Annotated in this window: 22 protein-coding genes; 3 read left to right on the plus strand and 19 right to left on the minus strand. The window is 38.6% G+C overall.

The window, feature by feature from the left end; all coding sequences use genetic code 11:
* Positions 1–22: 22 nt before the first annotated feature.
* From LXM54_RS25985 to LXM54_RS26015, 7 genes are all read right to left on the minus strand, one after another.
* Complete coding sequence (locus LXM54_RS25985; RefSeq protein WP_233318981.1) at positions 23–871, minus strand: STAS domain-containing protein; 849 nt, start codon at positions 869–871, stop codon at positions 23–25.
* Positions 872–1,010: 139 nt separating this feature from the next.
* Positions 1,011–1,169, minus strand: a complete 159-nt coding sequence (locus LXM54_RS25990; protein WP_233318983.1) for a hypothetical protein — start codon at positions 1,167–1,169, stop codon at positions 1,011–1,013.
* A 39-nt stretch (positions 1,170–1,208) separates the two neighbouring features.
* On the minus strand, positions 1,209–2,207 hold the full coding sequence (locus tag LXM54_RS25995) for a biotin-dependent carboxyltransferase family protein (protein WP_233318985.1): 999 nt from the start codon (positions 2,205–2,207) through the stop codon (positions 1,209–1,211).
* Entirely contained in the window at positions 2,204–2,959 is a 756-nt protein-coding gene (pxpB, locus tag LXM54_RS26000; RefSeq protein ID WP_233318987.1) for a 5-oxoprolinase subunit PxpB, read from the minus strand. Before pxpB ends, LXM54_RS25995 begins: the two co-directional genes overlap by 4 nt.
* Before the next feature lie 175 nt (positions 2,960–3,134).
* On the minus strand, positions 3,135–3,782 hold the full coding sequence (pcp, locus tag LXM54_RS26005; protein ID WP_233318989.1) for a pyroglutamyl-peptidase I: 648 nt from the start codon (positions 3,780–3,782) through the stop codon (positions 3,135–3,137).
* A 35-nt stretch (positions 3,783–3,817) separates the two neighbouring features.
* Entirely contained in the window at positions 3,818–4,780 is a 963-nt protein-coding gene (locus LXM54_RS26010; protein WP_233318991.1) for a DUF979 domain-containing protein, read from the minus strand.
* A complete protein-coding gene (locus LXM54_RS26015) occupies positions 4,780–5,499 on the minus strand; it encodes a DUF969 domain-containing protein (protein WP_233318994.1) in 720 nt (239 codons plus the stop codon). The genes LXM54_RS26010 and LXM54_RS26015 overlap by 1 nt, the downstream gene beginning before the upstream one ends.
* 309 nt (positions 5,500–5,808) lie before the next feature.
* Between LXM54_RS26015 and pxpA the strand changes: the two genes are divergently transcribed.
* A complete protein-coding gene (gene pxpA / locus LXM54_RS26020; protein WP_233318996.1) occupies positions 5,809–6,570 on the plus strand; it encodes a 5-oxoprolinase subunit PxpA in 762 nt (253 codons plus the stop codon).
* Positions 6,571–6,615: 45 nt separating this feature from the next.
* On the opposite strand, the gene LXM54_RS26025 is transcribed toward pxpA, so the two are convergent.
* From LXM54_RS26025 to groES, 12 genes are all read right to left on the minus strand, one after another.
* The gene (locus LXM54_RS26025; RefSeq protein WP_233318998.1) at positions 6,616–7,371 is read right to left on the minus strand and encodes an IclR family transcriptional regulator; all 756 of its coding nucleotides are present in this window, start codon (positions 7,369–7,371) and stop codon (positions 6,616–6,618) included.
* 150 nt (positions 7,372–7,521) lie between these two features.
* Positions 7,522–10,008, minus strand: coding sequence for an FtsX-like permease family protein (locus tag LXM54_RS26030; protein WP_233319000.1), 2,487 nt, complete (start codon positions 10,006–10,008; stop codon positions 7,522–7,524).
* On the minus strand, positions 10,005–10,763 hold the full coding sequence (locus LXM54_RS26035; RefSeq protein WP_233319003.1) for an ABC transporter ATP-binding protein: 759 nt from the start codon (positions 10,761–10,763) through the stop codon (positions 10,005–10,007). The genes LXM54_RS26030 and LXM54_RS26035 overlap by 4 nt, the downstream gene beginning before the upstream one ends.
* 184 nt (positions 10,764–10,947) lie before the next feature.
* The gene (locus LXM54_RS26040; protein ID WP_233319005.1) at positions 10,948–11,484 is read right to left on the minus strand and encodes a hypothetical protein; all 537 of its coding nucleotides are present in this window, start codon (positions 11,482–11,484) and stop codon (positions 10,948–10,950) included.
* 75 nt (positions 11,485–11,559) lie between these two features.
* Positions 11,560–12,960 carry a sensor histidine kinase gene (locus LXM54_RS26045; protein WP_233319007.1) on the minus strand — a complete coding sequence of 467 codons (1,401 nt, stop codon included), beginning with the start codon at positions 12,958–12,960 and terminating at the stop codon, positions 11,560–11,562.
* Positions 12,957–13,616 (minus strand): response regulator transcription factor, encoded by a 660-nt coding sequence (locus tag LXM54_RS26050; RefSeq protein ID WP_233319009.1) that lies wholly within the window; start codon positions 13,614–13,616, stop codon positions 12,957–12,959. Before LXM54_RS26050 ends, LXM54_RS26045 begins: the two co-directional genes overlap by 4 nt.
* Before the next feature lie 192 nt (positions 13,617–13,808).
* A complete protein-coding gene (locus LXM54_RS26055) occupies positions 13,809–15,515 on the minus strand; it encodes an NAD-dependent malic enzyme (protein WP_233319011.1) in 1,707 nt (568 codons plus the stop codon).
* Between the two features lie 42 nt (positions 15,516–15,557).
* Positions 15,558–16,526 (minus strand): 2-keto-3-deoxygluconate permease, encoded by a 969-nt coding sequence (locus LXM54_RS26060; protein WP_233319013.1) that lies wholly within the window; start codon positions 16,524–16,526, stop codon positions 15,558–15,560.
* Between the two features lie 192 nt (positions 16,527–16,718).
* Positions 16,719–17,426, minus strand: a complete 708-nt coding sequence (locus LXM54_RS26065) for a response regulator (protein ID WP_233319015.1) — start codon at positions 17,424–17,426, stop codon at positions 16,719–16,721.
* The gene (dcuS, locus tag LXM54_RS26070; RefSeq protein ID WP_233319019.1) at positions 17,423–19,024 is read right to left on the minus strand and encodes a DcuS/MalK family sensor histidine kinase; all 1,602 of its coding nucleotides are present in this window, start codon (positions 19,022–19,024) and stop codon (positions 17,423–17,425) included. Before dcuS ends, LXM54_RS26065 begins: the two co-directional genes overlap by 4 nt.
* Before the next feature lie 317 nt (positions 19,025–19,341).
* A complete protein-coding gene (gene groL / locus LXM54_RS26075) occupies positions 19,342–20,973 on the minus strand; it encodes a chaperonin GroEL (RefSeq protein WP_233319021.1) in 1,632 nt (543 codons plus the stop codon).
* A 52-nt stretch (positions 20,974–21,025) separates the two neighbouring features.
* Positions 21,026–21,310, minus strand: coding sequence for a co-chaperone GroES (gene groES, locus LXM54_RS26080; RefSeq protein ID WP_127742660.1), 285 nt, complete (start codon positions 21,308–21,310; stop codon positions 21,026–21,028).
* 382 nt (positions 21,311–21,692) lie between these two features.
* On the opposite strand from groES, the gene LXM54_RS26085 reads away from it, so the two are divergent.
* Together LXM54_RS26085 and LXM54_RS26090 are read left to right on the plus strand one after the other, a co-directional pair.
* Positions 21,693–22,421 (plus strand): CPBP family intramembrane glutamic endopeptidase, encoded by a 729-nt coding sequence (locus LXM54_RS26085; RefSeq protein WP_233319023.1) that lies wholly within the window; start codon positions 21,693–21,695, stop codon positions 22,419–22,421.
* Positions 22,418–22,633 (plus strand): YdiK family protein, encoded by a 216-nt coding sequence (locus LXM54_RS26090; protein ID WP_233319025.1) that lies wholly within the window; start codon positions 22,418–22,420, stop codon positions 22,631–22,633. The genes LXM54_RS26085 and LXM54_RS26090 overlap by 4 nt, the downstream gene beginning before the upstream one ends.
* The last annotated feature ends 55 nt before the right edge of the window (positions 22,634–22,688 follow it).

Raw genomic sequence — 22,688 nt, forward strand, 5'->3', positions numbered from 1 at the left:
TATCCGCCAGCTCTTTTCCTATTTAAATCACATTTTCTCTTTCAAGGAGAGCAAGTGCTTGTCTTAAGCTTGCCTTCGTCACTAAATTCTTAATGTCGAGACCAAGACTTACCATCGTCTGGGCTATCTCCGGCCTCACTCCAGAGAAAATTGTGCCAATCCCGAGCAGTCTTAATGCATCCATAAGTTTAAACAATTCATTAGCAACCATCGTATCTATAATGATAACCCCAGAAATATCAATGATTAAGTGACTGATTCCCATATCTCTAGTTTTAACCAATGTTTCTTCCATAAGCAGCTGTGCTCTTTCTGTATCTAAATCCCCAATTAAAGGCAGAATAGCGATATTTTCTGTAATCGGCACAACTGGAACAGACAGCTCCAAAAACGCTTTTCTTGAATTATTGAGTGTATTCGCATAGGAATCCACATAAGACAGGCTGAAATTGTACAACGCATAATCCAGTAAAGGATCAATAATATCCTTCACCTCAAAAGCCTCATCGATGGAATAATCCTTTTCTTTCATCTCTGTCTTTAAAACTTCCCAAATTGCTGTTCTGTAGAATGACACATCCTTTAATGCCTCATCTAACGGTACTCCTTCGGAGGATAAATTCGCACCAGTGCTGATTCCCCAATCGGTAAATAAAGAACGAGCTCCTTTTAAATCTGGATAGTTTAACAGGCTTTTACCGAATAAGGAAACAAAATGAGCGCGCAGCTGAAGAATTTCTCCTTCAACAGAGCTGATTTGCGCTAATTTTTCAGAGCTTTCTCCCTCTATTCTCCGCTTATGCACAGTCAGCGCAATTTCTTGTGAATTTTGCAACAGCAAATTCCCTAAATGCTTTATATTTTCACTCATTAACCTGCTCCTCCAATTGATATTCAATAGCTTGTACTACCTATTATAGCAATTTCAGTTGCTACTTTCATAGAATCCTATTGTCTAGAATCTATTGAATTGTAAGGGTGCATAACTAGAGCTTAAAGGAAAAGCTGTCTTAAGCTGTTGCTAAGATAATCTCATCATTAAAGTAAATAACCTCTGTGAGAATCTTGCAGCCTTGCAATTGCTCAAATGCTTCCCGAGCTTCTTGTTCTGTAGTGAATTCAAATTGCGCAATATCATTTTCTGGTGAATAGACGGTTATAACCCACATCCGTTTTTTGCATCTCCTTTTTTATCTTTATTTCCTAATTTACGCTGTTTCATCAACTTTCAATGATAGGCCGGCCTTTAGTTTTTCTAATTGCAGTTCTTGCCTTAAATAAAGCTGTTCGGCCTCTGCTAACGATATTTCTTTAAAGCGGACAATTTCCCCCGGCTTCTTTTGAGCTAGCAGCGGTAGGTCCACCGTTGCGACTTGTGCGATTTTCGGGTAGCCTCCCGTCGTCTGCCGATCTGCCAGCAAGATAATGGGGTTTCCATCCTTCGGCACTTGAATCGTCCCATTTGTTACAGGTTCAGATAGGAGTTCAAATGAATCGGTCATTTCCAAGGGAGTGCCTTCCATTCTGTATCCCATCCGATCTGAATTCGGTGTAATACGAAAATCCTCCTTAAAGAAACGGTCTCTGCTTGATTCAGTAAAATAATCGAATTCTCCGCCTCTTATTACACGTATCACTGTTTCCTTCAGATTAATAAACGGTTCTGGATTAACATGCCAAGCAGTGGCAGCAAAGGATATTGCCCCAGCGCTGCTTTTTAAGTGCTGAAAACGGTGGGCAGCCCCGCCGCAAGTCAGTTTGTCACCTGCTGAAAGAGCCCGCCCTTTCAGCCCGCCGAGTTCTCCTCGCAAATAAGTGCTTTTGCTTCCAAGCACCTCCTGCACATCAAAACCGCCAGCAACAGCCATATACGTTCTGCAGCCTGAACGGGAAGCTCGGAACCGAAGCAGACTTCCCTTTTTTATCCACACTGGCCTCCATAGCGGGATTGACTCTTCTTCTATAACCGGAGCCAAATCTCCGCCTGTAACAGCAATAAGCAAGTCTTCTTCAACAAGGAATGACCCGCCCATTAACGTCATCTCCAGCCCTGCCTCATTCTCCTTATTGCCGACGAGCAAATTAGCAATACGCAAAGAGATGGAATCCATTGCTCCGCTGACAACTACTCCATATTTTTGATAACCGTATCTGCCCAGATCCTGCAAACTTGTCAGCATACCAGGGCGCTCCACTCTTAAGCTCATAGCACTGTCTCCTTATATTCCTTATACTCTTCTATTGAAATCGGCTTAAATCGGACAATATCACCAGATGTTAATAGAGTTGGCGGATTCTTGTCTGGATAAAAGAGGTTAATTGGTGTTCGTCCAATGATCTGCCAGCCCCCCGGGGTGGAAATCGGATAAACACCAGTTTGCATGCCAGCAATACCGACAGAACCTGCTGGTATTGATAATCTTGGAGAAGAATGGCGCGGTGTGGCAATCTGTTCAGACATTCCTCCTAAATAGGGAAAGCCAGGAGCAAAGCCAATCATATAAACGAGATATTCTGCTTGTGAATGGATATCTATTACTTCTGCCGGTGTTAATTGATGATATTTTGCCACTGCCTCTAAATCAGGGCCAAGCTCTCCCCCATAGCACACAGGAATATCAACCACTCTTTTTTCCCTTCTTTTTGACGTATGAAGACTCTTTAATCTTTCCTGCAGAATAGATTGGACAATACTATATGGTGACAAATCCTCTGGCTTGCCTTTCCCTTTATATATTTGAAAGACGAGTAAAGGACTATAAAAGATGGTCACACTAGTAAAAGCTGGCACACATTCTATAAAGCCGGGAAAAGAATTTGCTTCTATACAGTCTGTAAATGCCTTTACCTCTTCATGTACATTGGGACTTATTTCTGTGCCGAATTGGACAAGTATCCCTGAGTCTCCGAGTGGTTTCATTTGAGTATCTGGTTTGTCACCGACAATATTTTCTCCCATATTATCCCCCCTTCTCAAATTCCGATTTTCGGAATTACAGTTCCGTATATTAGATTATAAAACTATTATAATTATCAGAAATTTAAAACGCAACTTCTCTGAATAGAAAAGTGACATGAGCAACCATTACTCATGTCACTTTTATCTATTCTTTAGACAGCACTATATTTCCTGTTTAATGAGTCTGTCCGCCTATTTCCTGAATGTCCTTTTCATTAACAACCGCTGCTTCAACTGCTGTCTTCAGCCCTTTAACTATCGTATCAAGTGCCATGCTTGGCTGACCTGGATGTGCTGTCGCCTGCTCAGGAAGGAATGGAATATGAATAAAGCCTCCTTTTATCTTGTTACCCATTTGCTCTAATACATTCATTAGACCATAGAAAATATGGTTGCAGACAAATGTGCCTGCAGTCTGGGAAACAGAGGCTGGCACTCCCTCCTTTCGCATTGCTTTCACGATGGCCTTGATGGGAAGTGAAGACCAATAGGCTGCTGGACCTCCTTCTACAACGGCTGTATCAATCGGCTGCTGTCCTTGATTGTCTGCAATCCGTGCGTCATTGACATTAATCGCAATCCGCTCAATCGTAACATCAGGACGGCCGCCTGCTTGACCAACACAAATAACCAGCGCTGGCTTTATTTCCTTTATATATTCTTTTAATCTCGCTATTGATTCATCAAAAACAGTTGGAACTTCTCGTGCTTCTATTAAATAATCTCCAATTTTAACACCATCAAGCTTTTTAACAGATTCTAAAGCTGGGTTAGTTGCTTCTCCTCCAAATGGATCAAATCCTGTCAGCAAAATCTTCTGCATTTCATATCCCTCCTAATTGTTTGGTTAATACGAAATCAAAAATGGTATACAAGGAAATACATCAGCAGCATATTAATAATAAACACTGGTATAGCCACAGGTATTTGTGCTTTAATGACTGCATTTTTATCCTTTAAATTCAAAAGCATTGCTGGAACAATATTAAAATTAGCAGCCATCGGCGTCATCAATGTTCCACAATAGCCTGCAAACATACCAAGTGCTGCCATGATAGCAGGATTGCCGCCATGGAGCTGAACAATCAAAGGAAGCCCGATTCCTCCTGTTATTACAGCAAAAGCAGCAAAAGCATTTCCCATAATCATCGTGAACAGCAACATTCCGATACAATAAGCAGCTACAGCTACAAAAGCATAATTTGTCGGCAGGAAATCTCCGACAATTCCTGATACAACATCACCGACGCCTGCCTTAGAGAATATTCCGCCTAATGCTGCGAGCATCTGCGGCAAAATAACTGCCCAGCCTACAGCTTGAAGGAGACGGCTCCCTTCATTAATAGGAACTGTTGCCTTTGCCTTTGTGATTAGCTGTGCCGCTATAAAGGCGATAATTGTTGCAAGCCCAAGAGCAATCAATGTAACATTCTCCGGATTTACAAGCTGGACAGAACCAAACTTGATTTTTCCAAGAGTCAGTGTTCCTACAATGGTGAGAACTGGAATCAAGATAGCTGGAAGGAATATTTTATTTCTAAGTCTTTCTGCATGCCCTTCTCTTTCAGCAGAATCTGATTCTTCCTCTTTTGACTTTGTCACCTTTCCAATTGAAGCAACTATCACCATCACTAATACAAGGTATCCAACATAAAGCGGCGGGATTTGTTTGCCAACCAGGAAAGTTATCGCAAAAATCCCCCAGAAAATAGTGGATCCCCACCGGGTTGGATGATTCTTATCCAATGCAACACGAACTGCAACGAAGGCAACGATAATACCTAATAAGTAATAAAGTGTATCAAGCGTTATTAAGTGCATTACATTACCTCCTCATCTTTGTTCGTTTTTGCCAAGTTGTTTAAACTGCCGTTTTTTCCTGCCGCTTTGGCAATACGTCTATCAAGTCTGTTAAAACGGAACCAGCTTACAATCAATGCAGTAATGGCAGTAGGAATGCCCCATAGTGCCATATCCCAAACCTCTACATGAATGCCGACTGAATCAAAGAAACCCTTCATCAGCAGGATTGCACCTGTTGCGATAAAGATATCCTCTCCGAAAAACCAGCCTGTATTTTCGGCAGCAGCAGAATGTGCCTTTATATCATTTTTTGTTTTTTCCGACAGATCGCCATATCGTGCAGCCGCCGCTCCTTCAGCCATTGGTGCAACAAGAGGCCGGACCGTTTGAGCATGTCCGCCGATATTAAGGCCTATTGCCGCAGAACCTTCGCGGATAAACAAGTAAGTCAACAACACACGTCCTGTTGTTGCATTTTTTGCTTTTTTAATTAAAGATTCTGCTCGCTCTTTCAGACCATAACGCTCGAGCACCCCAATCACCGGCAATGTCAGGATAATTGGTAAAGACATATAGCGGTTATCGATAAAGAATTGCCCAAATAAAGTTAGTATTTCATTAAAAGAATAGCCTGACACAAGGCCTGTTACAATACCTGCAACGGTAACAACCAGCAATGTGTTAAAACGAAATGCAAAGCCAATTGCCACAACAAGAATTCCTATTAGTTTAATCATCTATAAGATTACTCCCTTCTATGTATCTATTACTTTAAGTATGACGACATCCATTTCTAACAGTTCCGATTTTCGGAACTGAAGTTCTGAATTATTAGATTTATCTGTTATATTATACTAGTAAGAATAAAAATACAATATAATTTATTATTTCAAACTAACATTATCGAAAAGACCCTACATGTAGAGGTTTAAATCAACTAATTTAAATATTATAAAAATTTGCTGATATGCATAAATACTGTTTTATGCTACGATATTCGAAACAATAGTTCCTTAAATCGGAATATTAAGTTGGGAGGCATTTTTTTGTATAAAGTTGATTTGAACTGTGATTTAGGTGAAAGTTTCGGAGCATATAAGATAGGAATGGATGAAGAGATTCTTCGCTTCGTTACATCAGCAAATATTGCCTGTGGTTTTCATGCTGGCGACCCATCAGTGATGAGGAATACGGTAAAGCTTGCACTCAATAATAACGTTAAAATCGGTGCACATCCAGGCCTTCCCGATTTAGCTGGGTTCGGACGACGAAACATGAATATCTCGCCACAAGAAGCACATGATATTGTCATTTACCAGATTGGCGCTTTGTCTGGCTTCGTCAAAGCAGAAGGTGCAAAGATGCAGCATGTTAAGCCCCATGGAGCGTTATACAATATGGCTGCCAAAAACAGCCTTCTTGCAACTGCAATCGCAGAAGCAGTCTATAAAGTTGACCCAGAATTAATACTATTCGGTTTAGCTGGCAGTGAACTAGTCACTGCTGGTGAAAGAATTGGTCTGCAAACAGCAAATGAAGTATTTGCCGATCGCACATACGATAGCGGCGGTACGTTAACACCGCGAACAGAGCCAGATGCCCTTATCCATGACAAGAACCAAGCGGTCGGCCAAGTAGTCCGCATGGTTAAGGAAGGAAAAGTCACTACTAGACAAGGAGCAGATATATCTGTCAAAGCTGATACTATTTGCATTCATGGCGACGGCTCTGAAGCTCTCACTTTTGCCCAGCAAATCAAGGAAACCCTTGAAAAATCAAGGATTGAGATTACCCCTTTCCGCTCTTAAGGACATATAAAAAGGACATGAGATTATACATCCATGTCCTTTATCTTATTCTATATATCCCAATTTGCGGGAAATCTCCAATGCAGCTGCCTTCACTTTCTCAGAAAGCGGCCCCAGCTTGTCCTGCTTATAATTAACATCAAGCCCAGCAACGCTAATGCCAGCTACGATTTCTCCTTTAAAGTTAAAAACCGGTGCAGCAAGAGCAGCCGAATAATCCTCTAGCTCTGAATAACTGACAGAGAAACCATTTTCCCTTGATTCCGTAATCAGCTGACGCAGTTTTTCTCTGTCTGTGATTGTACCTGACGCAATTGGCTGTAATTCTGTTTCATCAATATATTTCTCCCGCTCCATATACGGCAGGAAAGCAAGAATAACACGAGAGCAAGCACCCGCATAAAGAGGTGTCCTTCTCCCAATTGCCGTATAAAGTCTCACAGGCTGTTTCGTGTCCAGCTTTTCAATATAAATGGCCTCATTTCCATCGCGGACAATCAAGTTAACTGCTTCGCCAACCTCCTGGTGAAGCATATGCATTACAGGCAAAGCTAACTGCCTAATATCAAGCCTCTCTGACACCAAATGGCCGAACTGAAGAAACAAAAGCCCAAGCGAATATTTCCCATCCACATCCTTATCAAGCAAACCCATTTCCTCGAGCGACAGCACCATCCTGTACACAGACGTCTTTGGAATACCTGAAAACTGAACAATCTCATTAAAGCTCAGCTTTGAATGGTGAAGGAAAAGATTAAGAATGTCCATTGACTTTACTACCGTTTTATTTTTGCTTTGCAAGAGCATCCCTCCTTTTTGAGCATGGTATTTCCGTTTTCTTTCTGCCACTATTATACCTTATTGAGAGGATTGGAAGAATGGGTATTCCAGAAAAGATAAGGCCATCCATCAGTCATAAACAGATGAATGGCCTTATCTTTTAAGAAAAATTTATTTATTATCCTCCGTAAGCTCTAAGGATATCTTCTTTTTCCCTATCTTACTTGCAATAGGAAGAAACACACTATTTCCAACTAACAATAGCGCTGCTGTAATTCCGATGATCAATGAGTAATAAATCGAAATTTGCCCAGAATCTATTAGCAAAATCACGGCGGTAAAAAGTAAACCTGCTATTATTCCAAGCAGCAGCCCTATTATTATATACAGATTGACTTGGGTTAAAATGACCTTTTTTATCCCCTTCCGATCAACAAAAATAGTCCTTAATATTGCAAACTCTTTTCTTTTGGAATAAATATTGTTACCTAGTGTAGTAACTACACCCAACATCACACACACCAAGATGACAACCATAACCACAATAAAAACAGACCATCTTTGCAAGAACAACTCATTAGCTTTTTCAACAGACTGCTGATATACATTAACTTGAAGTTCTGGGTACTGCTGTTTTAGTGCTTCTAATTCTTGAACAGTTTGTTTTTCATCGTTAGAAGTGATGTACATTGCGCTAAATTTCGTAAATTCCTCTTTGAATGATGTATTTTCCCAATCGATATACGCATCAGCATTAGGTAGATTTTTTACTGCAGCTCCCACAATAAATGTATCCAAAAATACAGGACTTTGCTTTTCTTCCGAGTATAAGCCCAAGTCGATAGAATCACCTACTTTAAGTCCATGCTTTTCTAAAAATGCCTCAGATACAACAATTAATTTACTATCATCCTCCATTTTTGGAATGATTCCTTGTTGCTCCATCCCTTTTATATCGGCTAATGTATACTCCAAATTAGGATCATCATCGTTTCCGATTATCACTGCCCCAGAAGTAGTGCTTTGAGAGCTTACTTTCTGAACTCCGCTAATTTCTTTTACGTTTTTCTCCAAATCCTTTGGTTCAATCATTGAATCATATACTAGACGACTATTCAGCACAATGGAGGTTGGAAATTGTTCTTTTAAATAGTTTATTTCATTTTGCTGGATTGTCTTTAACATAACAGACCCAAATACAGCGATAATCATCATCGCGCTGATTGTTAACATCACGAATGTATTTTTTCTGACTTGAGGCACTAAGTTTTTAATTGCGATATAAGAAACATTTCCAAACAGCTTTTTTATTATTGGCAGAACCCCTATTAAAGCAGCTGATAGATAGACAGGAAAAAGAAGATAAATGCTGCTTAGTAAAAACAACGCAGCTATAAAGATACACAAAACTCCCGTCCCTTCTGTTTTGGGCATTACTTTACCAATACAAATCAATAACAGGGCAATAAAGATCAAACCAAACCCAATATTTCTGCGAGTTTTCCTATAACTGAAGTCATTCTTTTCATTTTCCTGCATGATTTTAAGCGGTAATAATTTTGAACTTTTATAAGCTGGAATCAGCATAAATATTTGTATAATCATACCGCTTGCTAGTGCAATCATTAAACTTTCCTTATAGTTATAACCCGCTGCTGTTGGTAAATGGAAAGAAAATATCGCTTCAAGCCCCGGTTGAATATATTGATGACTAACGATAGCTAATAGGAAGCCGCCTATTGTGCCCGCTATTGTAATAAGACTGCTTTGAATGAGTATTATGTTAGATAATTGTTTGGTTGTGGCGCCAATGGAACGCAAAATCGCAAATTGATTTTTATACTTATATAAAAAAAATTCAAAATTGGCAACAATCAATAACGCTGTAATGATTAACATTAGAAAAGCTAAAGAGTAGATGAAAATTTTCAGAGACTGTACATTCCTTTTTAGAAATTCATCTTCTTCAGCAATATCAATCCTTACACCGGCATCATATTTCTTAATATCATTGGCAAGCAAAAGTGGATCAACATTCTTTTTCGCTTTGACTAGCACATAAGTAGCCTCTACATGTTGACCGGACCTATGCTTTACTAATTCTTTGGCTGTTGGTTTAGATACAATGAGCATATCGGGAGTAAGCCCACTTGCGTTTAAATCCTCTAATATCTCTGTTACCGTAAACTCCCTGCCTTCAATATCTACCTTTTGACCAGCTTTTACTTGTAAGCTTTCAGCCAAACTTTCATTCATCATAACTTCATTTTCATTTATATCCTCTTTTAAATGATATCTGCTCTTTGCTAGATAATCATTTTCTAGACCAACTGAATAAATGTCTGCTTGCAATTTATCTACCTTTAGCTGGTTAATGATGACTGGAGATATCTTTTGAATATCTTTGTTTGTCTGCAAAGCAGAAATAAAGTCTCGATCGACGTTTTTACTCAGTTCCGCATTATAGCCGACAGATAAATCCATCTCTCCATACATTTTTTGCACTTCTTCTCTTAACGAGCGCTCCGCATTTGTTGCGAAAGCTACCATAACAACCACTAAAAAGACCGATAAAAGTACACTAATAACAGAGGAAAATGTTATAAATTTATTTTTTTGAAAGAAGCGCAAGGCTAGTCCTTGTATTGTTTTCATCATACCTTGAACTCCAACAGCTTCCCAAAATGCTCTAAAATATCATCCATCGCTTGATTCCCAGAACAATCATATTCATTCACAATCTGTCCATCATGAAAAAACAGCACACGATCAGCAAAAGCTGCAACATGTGGATCATGTGTAACAACTATAATTGCTTGGTTCAACGTCTCTTTCATCTTTACTAAAACCTGAAGAATATCATTTGAAGTATTATAATCCAAGTTCCCTGTGAGTTCATCCGCCAACACAATTGGCGGTGCAGTTATCAATGCCCTGCCGATTGCAACCCGCTGCTGTTGTCCGCCTGATAATTGAACTGGTCTTTGTTTCCTCCAGCCCAAGAGCCCGACAAACTGTAACATCTCATCTACTTTCTCATCTATATAAGACTTTTTCTCTCCCTTTAGAATAAGTGGCAAAGCAATATTCTCTTCCACTGTTAAATCTTTCAAAAGATGAAAAGCTTGAAAGATAAAGCCAATTTTATCTCGCCGATAATGAGTAGCATTTGGTTCTGTAAACATTTCTGTTTGTTTTTGGCCATATAATTGAATTTCCCCTTTATCTGGCTCATCCAATGCTGCCAACACGTTAAGCAACGTACTTTTTCCCGAACCGCTTGTCCCCATTATGGCAATCAGTTCCCCTTCATATAACTCAAATGAAACATCCTTTAATGCTTGCACCTCATGACCGACACCTTTATAAACTTTTGATAGATTTCTTACAGATAAAACAGATTTATTAACCACAACAAGTCACCTCAAAATTATATAAGTGCATGTTTCTTCCAATGATTTTCTGATTATATTTTTTCATAGTTTCAATAATTTTCCAAGTAATAACTAAGATATATTGGAAAATAAAAAAGTATCCTTACCAATCAGTTAGAGGGTAAGAATACTTTTTTAACTTCATAAGGGATATATTCCTTGTTTATTCGTTATTGTAGATAGAAAATATCTCTTTATAATACTCGTTATAAAGTTTTTCCTTTTCCTCTCTGGCTTTTTCCATATCTTTAGAGAAAACTTCTTTAACTCCTGAAAATTGCTCCAGAGTAATAATTGTACCGGAAAAGGGATTTATAGTAGCCATATATCCATCGTTATTATCATAAAATGTAACAAACCACTTGATTGGATCTACTGGAATATCCTCCTGGACAATTTTAATATCATAAGTTAGGTTGCTGACATCCTTTGTTTCTTTAAATGCGTTAATAGCTATTAATAGCGCTTCTTTTTCTGAAATGCCATCTTTGATTCCATATTGAGATAATTCATTTGATGAATCTTTTATTTGCTCAGTTTTCTGATTTTCTTCAAGATTAGCAGCCTCAACGGTTTTAACCTTTAAATTTTCTGTTGTTGCAGCTAGAACAGAAGGAAAAGCAAAGCTATTGACTAAAAGCCCAGCGCAAAAAGTGAATCCTGTAATGTATGCCCCGACTATATATTTCCCTTTTTTCATTTAAGCCCCCTATATACAGAATGTAATATCCCTTATATGAAGCAAGGATACACTCATGATATTTTTGAGTTGCTATTAAGTTGTTAGAGTCTTGTTAAAGATTATCCTTATTGTCGTACCTTTTTGTGATTGAATGTCCAAATCAGCATTATGATATTTAGCTATTTGAGCAACAATACTTAGACCTAAGCCGAAACCTCCAAATTCACGAGAACGAGATTTATCAACACGATAAAAGGGTTCAGTTATTTTTTTTATTTCTTCTTTATCTAAACCAATACCATAATCTTTTACTTCAACTATAAACTCTTCCTTCTCATCAACATATGACCTTACAGCTATTAAGTCATTATCCTTAGAGGCTCTTGCTGAATTCTCTACCAAGTTAATTAATAGCGACAGTAACAGTGTTTCATCACCTAACAAGGACTTTACCTCTGCTCTTGTCTCTAGATGAATATTTTTCTTTTTTAAAATTGGATTCATGAACCTATATAAAGCAGCAAACAACCCCTCCATATTAACCTCTTTAAAATCTTTATTTTTGGTACGCATTGATGTTAAATCAAGAAGTTTAATGGACAATTTTTGCAGTCTTTCTGCTGCTTCATTGAGATGTTGAGTTGCGATGAGACGTTGTTTCTCCTTATACTTTGCCTTTTGCAAGTATTCTGAATAACCTAAAATAGAAGTAAGCGGCGTCTTCATTTCATGAGCAAGATTATCAATAAACTGCTGTTTATTTTGTGATTCCTTTGTTAATTGACCAACTTTATCTTCTATTGAATCAGCCATCATATTAAACGTACTCCCCAGAGTGCCAAGCTCATCCCTTCGTTTAATATGAACTCTTTTATGAAAAGCTCCATTTGCTATCTCACTTGTAATAGAAATCATTTTATTTAGTGGATCAGTTAATCGTTTTAAAAATATGAAATTTAAAATACCCAGTACAATACATACTAGAATACTAACTATTACGAATACACGGCTCATTGAAGAAAGATAGACATCAAGTTGACTAATATTTCGAGCATAAACAAGGGAGTAATTTGGATTTGAAGGTAATGGTGAAGATACAAATAAATATCTCTTGCCACCCAATTTTTTCGTTTGTATCTTCCTCGTTTCTTTCTCTTGAATACCTAGTAGCTTACTATCTAAGATTGGAGTATTTGAATATACTTTCGTGTTTTCATTGTATAATGCAAGGTAAACATTTTGATTCTCATAGTAATTTGCAAGTGGTTTTATAAGAGAGGTTAGTTGCTCTTTGTTGTAAGAAGCAGACTGAAGGAATTGACTTATACTATTTTCTATGGATTTTAAAATAATCGATTGTTCCCGTATACTATTTTCTTCTTCTCTTTGAAGACTGAAATGGTAAGAAGAAGATATTAGTACAAAAGCTGCTATGTCAAATAACGTAATAAAAATGAAAAATGTACTCAAAAAAATCTTTTGCCAGAAGTTCATTTTTGAAACTCCAGTCGATACCCAAACTTGTATACCGTCTGTATATATGACTCTAATTGTAACTTTTTTCGCAATTTAGTAATATGAACATCTACAGTCCTAGCATCCCCAAAATAATCCTGACCCCAAGCCAAATTAAGTAATTGCTCCCTAGATAAGGCTAAATTACAATTGTTAATTAATGCTTCTAAAAGCACAAACTCTTGGTTAGTCAGACTTACAGGTTCATTTTTAACAATAGTTATATGCTCATCCAGATCAATAATAGTACTGCCGATACTATATCTCCTTTTAACTGGTTTTGTACGTCGTAGTACTGCTTCTATTCTCGCAAGCAATTCAATTGATTCAAACGGTTTTACAATATAATCATCAGCACCTAGTTGTAACCCCTTAACCTTAAAAGAAATATTATCTTTTGCAGTAACAAATATAACCGGAATAGTACTAAACTTGTTTTGTTCTATAAGTGTAAACCCATCTACATATGGAATCATCACATCTAGCAAAATTAAATCTGGTTGCCAACTATATATAACTTCACTAGCCTCTTTTCCGTCAAACACCTGTTTACAATCATAGCCAACCAAATCCAAATTCATAAAGATTAAATTGTTAATTGCCTGATCATCTTCAATTATTAATATTTTTGCCATAACAATACCTACTTTCATTTAAGTTTCTGTTAATTAGCAGCAACCAGAATGTGAAATAATACACATACATTATATCGACAGTTATATTATGGAACAAGCATTAAAATAGTCGCATCCTAGGTATCAACAAAAAAGACTACCCCAATTCAGGAGTAGTCCATCTTTATAAAATTAGTTATTATCTGTTTATGGTTAAACTCTCGTCCAAATCCCAACACTCTTAATTTCCTTATACTCAGGCTGCCAAACAGCATCAACAACAGCTTTTGGTACGTCACTGGAAATATCTGCTTTTGCGATACCTTCCTCTAGTGCAGCCTTAGCTACTTCAACAGCCACATAGATTGATACATCATGTAGTTTCTCAATTGACGGCAGCAATGACGAGCCTGGCTCAGTATTGTCGCACATCTCTGCTACAGCATTTGCAGCTGCTGCGAACATTCCTTTTGAGATTACTTGGGCTTTTGCAACAATCGCTCCAAGCCCTAGACCTGGAAATACAAATGCGTTATTAGACTGTCCGATTTCATAGGAAACACCGTTATATTCTACATTATCAAATGGGCTTCCTGTCGCAATTAACGCTTTGCCGTCTGTCCATTTAATTAAATCTTCTGGTATGGCTTCTGCAAGATGAGTCGGATTAGACATAGGCATGATGATTGGACGTTCAACATGCTTAGCCATCTCCCTCACTATTTCCTCTGTGAAGGCGCCAGCTTGACCGGAAGTACCGATAAGGATGGTAGGTTTTACTCTCTTCACTACTTCCATTAATGGAATGATTCCTTCCTCGTTTCTCTCCCAGCCCTCTACTTCCTCTCCTTCTCTTACGTAAGGAAGTTGGAATTTCAGGACATCCGGTGTTTCATCTGTCAGTAATCCTCGATAATCAATTGCCCAGAAACGGTCGTATGCTTCTTCTTCTGTCAATCCTTCAAGGACCATTGCATCTGCCATTTGGTCTGCGTTCCCGATCCCCGCAGCACCTGGTCCAAAGACAACAATACGCTGATCTTTCAGAGAAGTTTCTGTGACCTTTAATGCAGACATAACCGCTGCAAGCGTAACAGCACCTGTTCCTTGGATATCATCATTAAATGTAAGGATTTTGTCACCGTATTTTTCTAAAATATTTCGAGCATTTACATTGCCAAGATCCTCCCAATGGATAAGCACTTCTGGGAAGAATTTTCTGGCAGTCTGTACAAATAAATCAATGAATTTATCATAACGTTCACCGCGGACACGGGCGAACTTGTTACCAATATAGATAGGGTCGTCAATTAAAGATTGATTGTTTGTGCCAACATCCAATACGATTGGCAGGACGCGGCTTGGATCAATCCCGGCTGCCGCTGTATAAACAGCCAGTTTACCGATTGCAATATTAATACCGCCTACCCCTTGATCCCCGATTCCAAGGATACTTTCAGAGTCAGTGACAACGATTAAGTCTATGTCATTTTTTGAGACCCCAAGATTAGCAAATCCTTTTTCAACACCTTCAGGATGATCAATGGAAAGATATAATCCACCTGGGCGATGATAGCTATGAGAGTATGTCTGAATCGCTTCTCCGACAGTAGGTGTATAGATGATTGGAAGCATCTCTGCTAAATGATCTTTTAAAAGTCGGTAAAAAAGGACAACATTCCGGTTATATAAATCATAAAGCAAACCGTTTTTGAAAAGATTTGTAGTCCGCATGGAATATTGCTCATAGGCTCTGTTAGCCTGTTCATCAAGGGTAAGCACGTGAGGCGGCAACAGGCCGTCAAGTCCAAGCTCTTCCCTTTCCTCTCTAGTAAATGCTGTTCCCTTATTGATAAAAGGATTAGACAGAACTTCTTTTCCTTTTAATGTTGTAATAATTACATTATCAGGCACGCTCATTATGGAAATCCTTCTTTCTATAGAAATTTAATATATTTTTTATCATGCAGCCTTTGTTATAAGCTTTTTAGCTTTTTTCTTTTCTGACCGTTTATATACATAGCTGACAATAATCGGACAAACAATTGCAGAAACAACACATGCTGCTGCAACTTGCGCAGTAGCTGCTGGTGCTATTGCAGAAAGTGTTGGATCTGCTGCCGCAACTACAGCTGGTGTCGCTACAGCGTTACCTGCAGTTGACCCTGTTGCTAAACCGACGATAGGATTTTCTTTGAATAATTTCAAAAGCAAGAAAGCACCAATTCCTGTAAATGAAGCGATTAATCCTAGTAGTAAGCCTGGACCACCCGCTTCTACAATTGTATTCAGATTCATGCCTGCCCCTAATGGGAAAGAGAAAAATGGGATTAATAATAACTTACTGCTTCCAAGAAACTTTCTCATATCCGGATCGATATTTCCTAAAATCATCCCAATTACGATAGGAATTAACACGCCTACAAGTGCTTGAAAAGGAATAGAAGCAAGGCCGGATGCACCTAAAGCAACTAATGTGAAAAATGGACCATCTTTTAAAGAAAATAATGCGTATGCCCCTACATCTGTTTCGTCACCATAAGATGAAGCTAGTGAAGCATATAACCCGCCGTTAGCGTTTAACAATGCTGCAAGGATAGCTAGTGGTGACAATCCTAGAATACCAGCCGGTCCAAAAACCATCGCTATAAAGATACCTAGACCTGCACCTACTATAAATTTACCAGATAATAAAATTGCACCTTTTTTAATCGCTTTTGGTGCTAGTTTAAAGTTAATTTGTGAACCAATTAAAAACATAAAACAAGCTAAAATAGTTGATGATGCCTCTTTACTGAATAATGCCGTTGTAAAATGCCCTATTTCTAAAAACTGTGGAAAAAAAGTGTTTGTTAGTACCCCTAAAAATAACGGAACTACCATCATTCCGCCTGGAATTTTATCGAGCGTCTTCTTAATTGGAATTTGCATATTTAATCCCCCTTGTATTTTTATCATCATGTAAAAAATCCAAATTCCCTTTGCAATCGCGATAGTGTGATTGCCAATATTACTCCCCTTTGTTACGTGTACATCATATTCCCCTGTAAACCGTTTTCATAGTTTAATAAAGTTTAATAATTCTTTTTGTAAATAAAAAAAGTAAGCAGCTTTCCTAACTGCTTACAAAAAATTTTTAATTAAGTGTTCTTTAAATTGATTATATTCGTGCTGATACACAGGCCTTCCGACTGCTCCATAGATAACCTTAACCTCCAGGATTCCTGTATCCTTAAGAAAATTAAGATACTTTCTGGCAGAAACTCTTGAGATGCCTACAATATTTACAATGTCATCAGTCGAAAAAGGGTCTGCCTTTAATCGCTGAATGGCATCCCATACTTGCTTTAACGTATCCTTCGCTAACCCCTTTGGCAGCTCCTCTGCGATGACATGTTCATCTCTGTGCAACAGTAAGGAATCCAGCTCCTGCTGACTTACTGAATCTTGCTTATCAATTAACCGAGTTTGTTCAAGATAGGTAGTAAGTGCCGTGTTAAACCGGTCAAACTCAAACGGCTTGATTAAATAGTCGACAATCCCATATCTTAATGCCCTCTTTATTCGATCAAGATCGGATGCAGCAGAAATGATGATCACATCAATTTCAAGTTCATTTTTCCGCAGATGTGCTAATAGTTCAATCCCAAGCTTTCCCGGCATAAAAATATCCAAAAGGATAAGCTGGATTTCTTCTGTATTTAGTAATTGTATAGCTTCATCAACTGATGTAGCTGTTGCCGCTAATCGGAACCCTTCAATTTTGGCAAGATATCGTTTATTAATTTGTGCTACCATCGGGTCATCTTCAACGATCATTACATTAATCAATTCTCTTTATCCTCCTCTTGATATGATATATACACAGCAAAACTCGTTCCCTTCCCTGGCTTGGACGAAATAATCAGTTCTCCTTCCAGCCTTTCAATTGCTTGTGCCAAAAGGTATAATCCGTATCCGCGGTTATTTCCTTTAGTAGAAAAGCCTTTATCTAGGATTTTGTTTTGGAGTGAATTCGTCATTCCCATTCCTGTGTCTTTAACCTCGATTGTTAAAATATCCTCTGCATAATCCAGTTTAAGATGGACCTTTTTATTTATACTGTTTGCAATAGCCTCTATTGCATTATCCAAAAGATTGCCAATAATCGTAATCAGCTCATGTGTAATTTCCGAGTTTGCCGGCTTCGGCAGCTTATTGGCACAATCAAATGCAAAGGAAACTCCTGATTCTCTTGCAAAGCTTAGCTTCCCAATCAGAAAACCAGCAAGCACAGGATCTTGGACTTTTCTTGTCACAAAGTCCATTTCCGTTTCCCGATGATTAACCGTTTCACTTACATAATCAGCAAGTGTATCATATTGTTCCGTTCTGACAAGACCTAAGATAACATGGAGCTTATTCATAAATTCATGAGCTTGAGCACGGAGAGCATCCGCATAATTACGGACACCTGTCAGCTGTTCAGCCAGATGCTGGACCTCTGTTTTATCCCGAAATGTAGCGATGGCTCCTACAGCCTGATTTCCAACAACGACCGGTACCCGGTTTACTAAAATAGTAACCCCCTGCAGGTTCTGTTCTTGATCGAGCTCTGTTTCACCTGATTTGATAATGCGAGTTAACCGGGTTTCTGGCAAGTAATCCTCAATATTTATCCCCATTGGCTCTTCCTCAAGACCAGCCTTTTTAAAAAGCTTACTCGCTGCCTTGTTAACAAGGGTGATTTTTCCTTCCTGGTCAATGGCTATAATGCCCTCACGTACAGACTGAAGCATAGAACTGCGCTCTTCAAGCAGCTTCGCAATAACAAACGGCTCAAGTCCTAAAAGGATTTTTTTAATATACCTTGCTAGAACGACCGCACCAATTATTCCAATCATAAGTCCGATTAACGTCCCCAAAACAATTCCCATCCGTCCTTTATCAACAGCCTCTGTAACACTTTTCAAAGAAATCCCGACAGCAACCGCTCCAATTTGTTTGCCCTGTGCATCCTTTATTGGGGTAAATGCCCTCATAGATTTACCGAGCGTTCCTTTTGAAATGGAAACATACTCCTCCCCTTTAAGAACAGGGCCTTCATCTCCCCCAAAGAAATGCTTACCCACCTTACTAGACTCCGGGTGAGACAGCCGAATTCCCTTCATATTCATAACAACAACAAAGTTCACATTCGTTTTGTCTTTTATTACATTAGCAAATTCCTGTAATTCCGCTTGATTAGCTTGTCCTTCAAGAGTCTTGATTACAGCTGGAGTAACCGCCATTGTCCTTGCAACATCCAGCGCCTTTTCTTTCTGTGTCTCTTCTACACTGGAAGTAATACTTTTACTTATAAGCAAGTCGGTTATCCCAAGTGATAACGCAACCACAATACATACAAAAATAATTATGATAGCTTGTAAACTAAGTTTGCCCTTTTTCATAAATTCCTCCAAGTTTATCGAAGTTTCAACATGTATCCAAAAAGCAAAGACTGCTAAACACCTATTACTTAATTAATCATCTTAGCTATATCCGTAAATATGTTTGATTGATATTTATTAAACGCTTTCATTCAAATAGTTTATAATTATCCCATTTTATTATAGTACTTGAAACAAGCAGGGCGATTTATGTAATTAAAAAAAGTATCCATTGGGATAGTAACGCAAAAAAACCCCACTTCTTTAAAAAAAGAAGTGGGGTTTAGTATTAGGTAAAATAGTTGCAACTATTTATCAGATGTTAGGCGTAAACGGCCTTACATCATGCCGCCCATTCCACCCATGCCGCCCATATCAGGCATTGCAGCGCTACCTGCTGGTTCTGGCTTGTCAGCAACTACTGCCTCTGTTGTTAAGAACATAGCAGCAACGCTTCCTGCGTTTTGAAGTGCAGAACGAGTAACTTTAGTTGGATCAACGATACCAGCTTCGATCATGTTAACCCATTGACCGTTAGCAGCGTTGAATCCTGTTCCAACTGCTTCGTTTTTAAGGCGCTCAACGATAACTGATCCTTCAAGACCTGCGTTGTGAGCAATTTGACGAACCGGCTCTTCGATTGCGCGAAGAACGATGTTGATACCAGTAGCTTCGTCGCCTTCTGCTTCAATAGAAGCAACTTTGTTGTATACGTTTAGAAGTGCAGTACCACCACCAGCTACAATACCTTCTTCAACTGCAGCACGAGTAGAGTTCAATGCATCTTCAATGCGCAATTTGCGCTCTTTTAATTCTGTTTCAGTCGCAGCGCCGACTTTTACGACAGCAACTCCGCCTGCAAGTTTAGCAAGACGCTCTTGCAATTTCTCACGGTCGAATTCAGAAGTAGTTTCTTCTAATTGAGCGCGGATTTGGTTGATGCGTGATGCGATGTTTGCTGAATCTCCAGCACCTTCTACAATTGTTGTGTTTTCTTTCGTAACAACAACTTTCGCAGCGCGGCCTAATGATTCGATTGTTGCAGATTTAAGATCTAAGCCAAGATCTTCTGTAATAACCTCTCCGCCAGTCAATACAGCGATATCTTCTAGCATTGCTTTGCGGCGATCACCAAAGCCTGGTGCTTTAACAGCAACAGCTGTGAAAGTTCCGCGAAGTTTGTTCACTACCAATGTAGCGTTTGCTTCACCTTCTACATCTTCAGCTACGATTAATAATGGCTTGCCTTGTTGAACTACTTGCTCAAGCACTGGCAGGATTTCTTGAATGTTAGAAATCTTTTTGTCAGTGATTAAGATGTATGGGTTATCAAGAACAGCTTCCATTTTATCTGAATCAGTTACCATGTAAGGAGATACGTATCCGCGGTCGAATTGCATACCTTCTACTACATCTAATTCAGTTGTGAAGCCTTTAGATTCTTCAATTGTGATTACACCGTCGTTGCCAACGCGTTCCATAGCTTCTGCGATCAATTGGCCAACTTCTTCGTCAGCAGCAGAGATAGCAGCTACTTGTGCGATAGAAGCTTTGCCTTCGATTGGTTTTGAGATAGCCTTCAACTCTTCAATAGCAGTTGAAATCGCTTTGTCCATCCCTTTGCGGATACCCATTGGGTTTGCACCAGCAGTTACGTTTTTAAGTCCTTCACGGATCATCGCTTGTGCCAATACTGTAGCAGTTGTTGTACCGTCCCCAGCAACATCGTTTGTTTTGCTTGCAACTTCAGCTACAAGTTTAGCACCCATATTTTCAAATGCATCTTCCAACTCGATTTCTTTTGCGATAGTAACACCGTCATTTGTAATTAGCGGTGAACCGTATTTTTTTTCAAGCACGACATTGCGTCCTTTAGGTCCAAGTGTTACTTTAACTGCATCAGCAAGTGCATCTACACCACGAAGCATAGAGCGGCGCGCTTCTTCACTAAATTTAATATCTTTAGCCATTTTAAAAAACCTCCTCAAGAATTTATGTTATTTCTTATATATTAATTTCAAATTATTGTACGATTGCCAAAATGTCGCTTTCGCGAAGGATTAAATATTCTTTCCCTTCATATTTAACTTCAGTTCCAGAATATTTTGAGAAGATAATTACATCATCAACAGATACATCAAGTGCAGCACGCTCTCCGTTGTCTAGAACACGGCCGTTACCAACTGCTACTACTTTGCCTTCTTGCGGCTTTTCCTTAGCAGAGTCAGGTAGCACGATGCCACTTGCAGTTTTTTCTTCTGTTTCAACAAGCTCAATAACAATACGATCTCCTAATGGCTTTAACAAGTGAAACAACCTCCTCAAATAATATGTAAATTTATTATTATTAGCACTCATCACTCTTGAGTGCTAACACAATTATTATATTAATTAATCTTTTTATAATTTGCAAGAGACAAGCCTTAGATTTTACAAAAAATTATACTGCCCTGTACACGCCTTTAAGAAGTATACACTCTTTCTTCGACTTTATTCATAAAATCTCCTCTTTTTTAATGTGTTCTATTTGAGTAAGCACGCACTTATTAGTAGAATAAATAGTATGTGTATTACTAATTCTAATCATGTTTGTGCAAAAGACAGCATTTGCTGAATGCGAAGAATACTAATGCTCAAAAGTTTATATGATTAATTTATATATTAGAATATCGAAAAGGAGTACGATATCTTGAAAAAAGAATATTGGATTATTGTAATATCGTATATTGCTATGCAATTATCTACCTTAATTGGCGTTCCGATTGTCATGTTTTTCGGCAACCTTATGGGATATGATTCTGCAGAGCTTGGCATGGCTTCTGTCGTTATTTGGCTGATTTTCAGCTTCCTTGTCACATTGCTCGTTGTTCTTTTCCTGCTTCGCCATGAGATGAGGAATCCGCTCCGCGAAAATCCCGCAAGCATCCCTGCAAGCATTGGCTGGGCAGTGGCAGGTATCTTTCTTTCCTTAGTTGCTCAATCAATAGCCGGTTCAATCGAAATGGCATTAGGAATTGAACAAGAATCAGAAAATACACAGCAGCTTATGACCTTTGTTGAGTATTCTCCGCTTGTGATTATAGTTATCAGCGTTGTCGGTCCAATCTTAGAAGAAATCATTTTTCGGAAAATCATATTCGGGGTACTCTATAAACGACTAGGCTTTTTCCTGTCTGCATTGATCAGTTCTCTTGTCTTTGCAGCAGCACACATGGAATTTGTACATATCTTGCTGTACGCCAGCATGGGTTTCACCTTTGCTTTCCTTTATGTAAGAACAAAAAGAATCTGGGTTCCTATTTTTGCTCATGTGTCAATGAACACACTGGTTGTCATCATCCAGTTTAATCTGGATGCCATCCAGGAATGGCAGCGAAATATGGAGAACATTTCACAATTTATTGGAGGATTTTTATGAGGAAATCAGCATTACTCTCTGGAATACTTTATTTAATACTTGGTGCTTTATTTACCTATTTTGCTGTTCAATCAGTCCGTGATCATGGAGGATGGGGCTTCTTCTCCTATATACTTGTCATACTGGCGACATTTGATATAGGCACTGGAATCCGGCTCATTTCCTTCCATTTTATGATTAAAAAGGCTACCCGCAAAAATCAGGAGAGATAATGCCATATATAATAAAAAAAGCAATTATAAATGGAAGCATTTATAATTGCTTTTT

It is taken from the genome of Bacillus sp. Au-Bac7 (assembly GCF_021341655.1).
Taxonomy (GTDB): Bacteria; Bacillota; Bacilli; order Bacillales; family Cytobacillaceae; genus Niallia.

What these genes read in the sequence shown, in the direction of transcription:
- LXM54_RS26030 (WP_233319000.1), bottom strand. Translation starts at nt 10,008, where the DNA reads ATGATGAAAACAATACAAGGACTAGCCTTGCGCTTCTTTCAAAAAAAT.
- pxpB (WP_233318987.1), bottom strand. Translation starts at nt 2,959, where the DNA reads ATGGGAGAAAATATTGTCGGTGACAAACCAGATACTCAAATGAAACCA.
- LXM54_RS26015 (WP_233318994.1), bottom strand. Translation starts at nt 5,499, where the DNA reads ATGATTAAACTAATAGGAATTCTTGTTGTGGCAATTGGCTTTGCATTT.
- LXM54_RS26090 (WP_233319025.1), top strand. Translation starts at nt 22,418, where the DNA reads ATGAGGAAATCAGCATTACTCTCTGGAATACTTTATTTAATACTTGGT.
- pcp (WP_233318989.1), bottom strand. Translation starts at nt 3,782, where the DNA reads ATGCAGAAGATTTTGCTGACAGGATTTGATCCATTTGGAGGAGAAGCA.
- LXM54_RS26045 (WP_233319007.1), bottom strand. Translation starts at nt 12,960, where the DNA reads ATGAACTTCTGGCAAAAGATTTTTTTGAGTACATTTTTCATTTTTATT.
- LXM54_RS26010 (WP_233318991.1), bottom strand. Translation starts at nt 4,780, where the DNA reads ATGCACTTAATAACGCTTGATACACTTTATTACTTATTAGGTATTATC.
- LXM54_RS26060 (WP_233319013.1), bottom strand. Translation starts at nt 16,526, where the DNA reads ATGCAAATTCCAATTAAGAAGACGCTCGATAAAATTCCAGGCGGAATG.
- LXM54_RS25985 (WP_233318981.1), bottom strand. Translation starts at nt 871, where the DNA reads ATGAGTGAAAATATAAAGCATTTAGGGAATTTGCTGTTGCAAAATTCA.
- groL (WP_233319021.1), bottom strand. Translation starts at nt 20,973, where the DNA reads ATGGCTAAAGATATTAAATTTAGTGAAGAAGCGCGCCGCTCTATGCTT.
- dcuS (WP_233319019.1), bottom strand. Translation starts at nt 19,024, where the DNA reads ATGAAAAAGGGCAAACTTAGTTTACAAGCTATCATAATTATTTTTGTA.
- LXM54_RS26050 (WP_233319009.1), bottom strand. Translation starts at nt 13,616, where the DNA reads ATGGCAAAAATATTAATAATTGAAGATGATCAGGCAATTAACAATTTA.
- LXM54_RS26040 (WP_233319005.1), bottom strand. Translation starts at nt 11,484, where the DNA reads ATGAAAAAAGGGAAATATATAGTCGGGGCATACATTACAGGATTCACT.
- LXM54_RS25995 (WP_233318985.1), bottom strand. Translation starts at nt 2,207, where the DNA reads ATGAGCTTAAGAGTGGAGCGCCCTGGTATGCTGACAAGTTTGCAGGAT.
- LXM54_RS26055 (WP_233319011.1), bottom strand. Translation starts at nt 15,515, where the DNA reads ATGAGCGTGCCTGATAATGTAATTATTACAACATTAAAAGGAAAAGAA.
- LXM54_RS25990 (WP_233318983.1), bottom strand. Translation starts at nt 1,169, where the DNA reads ATGTGGGTTATAACCGTCTATTCACCAGAAAATGATATTGCGCAATTT.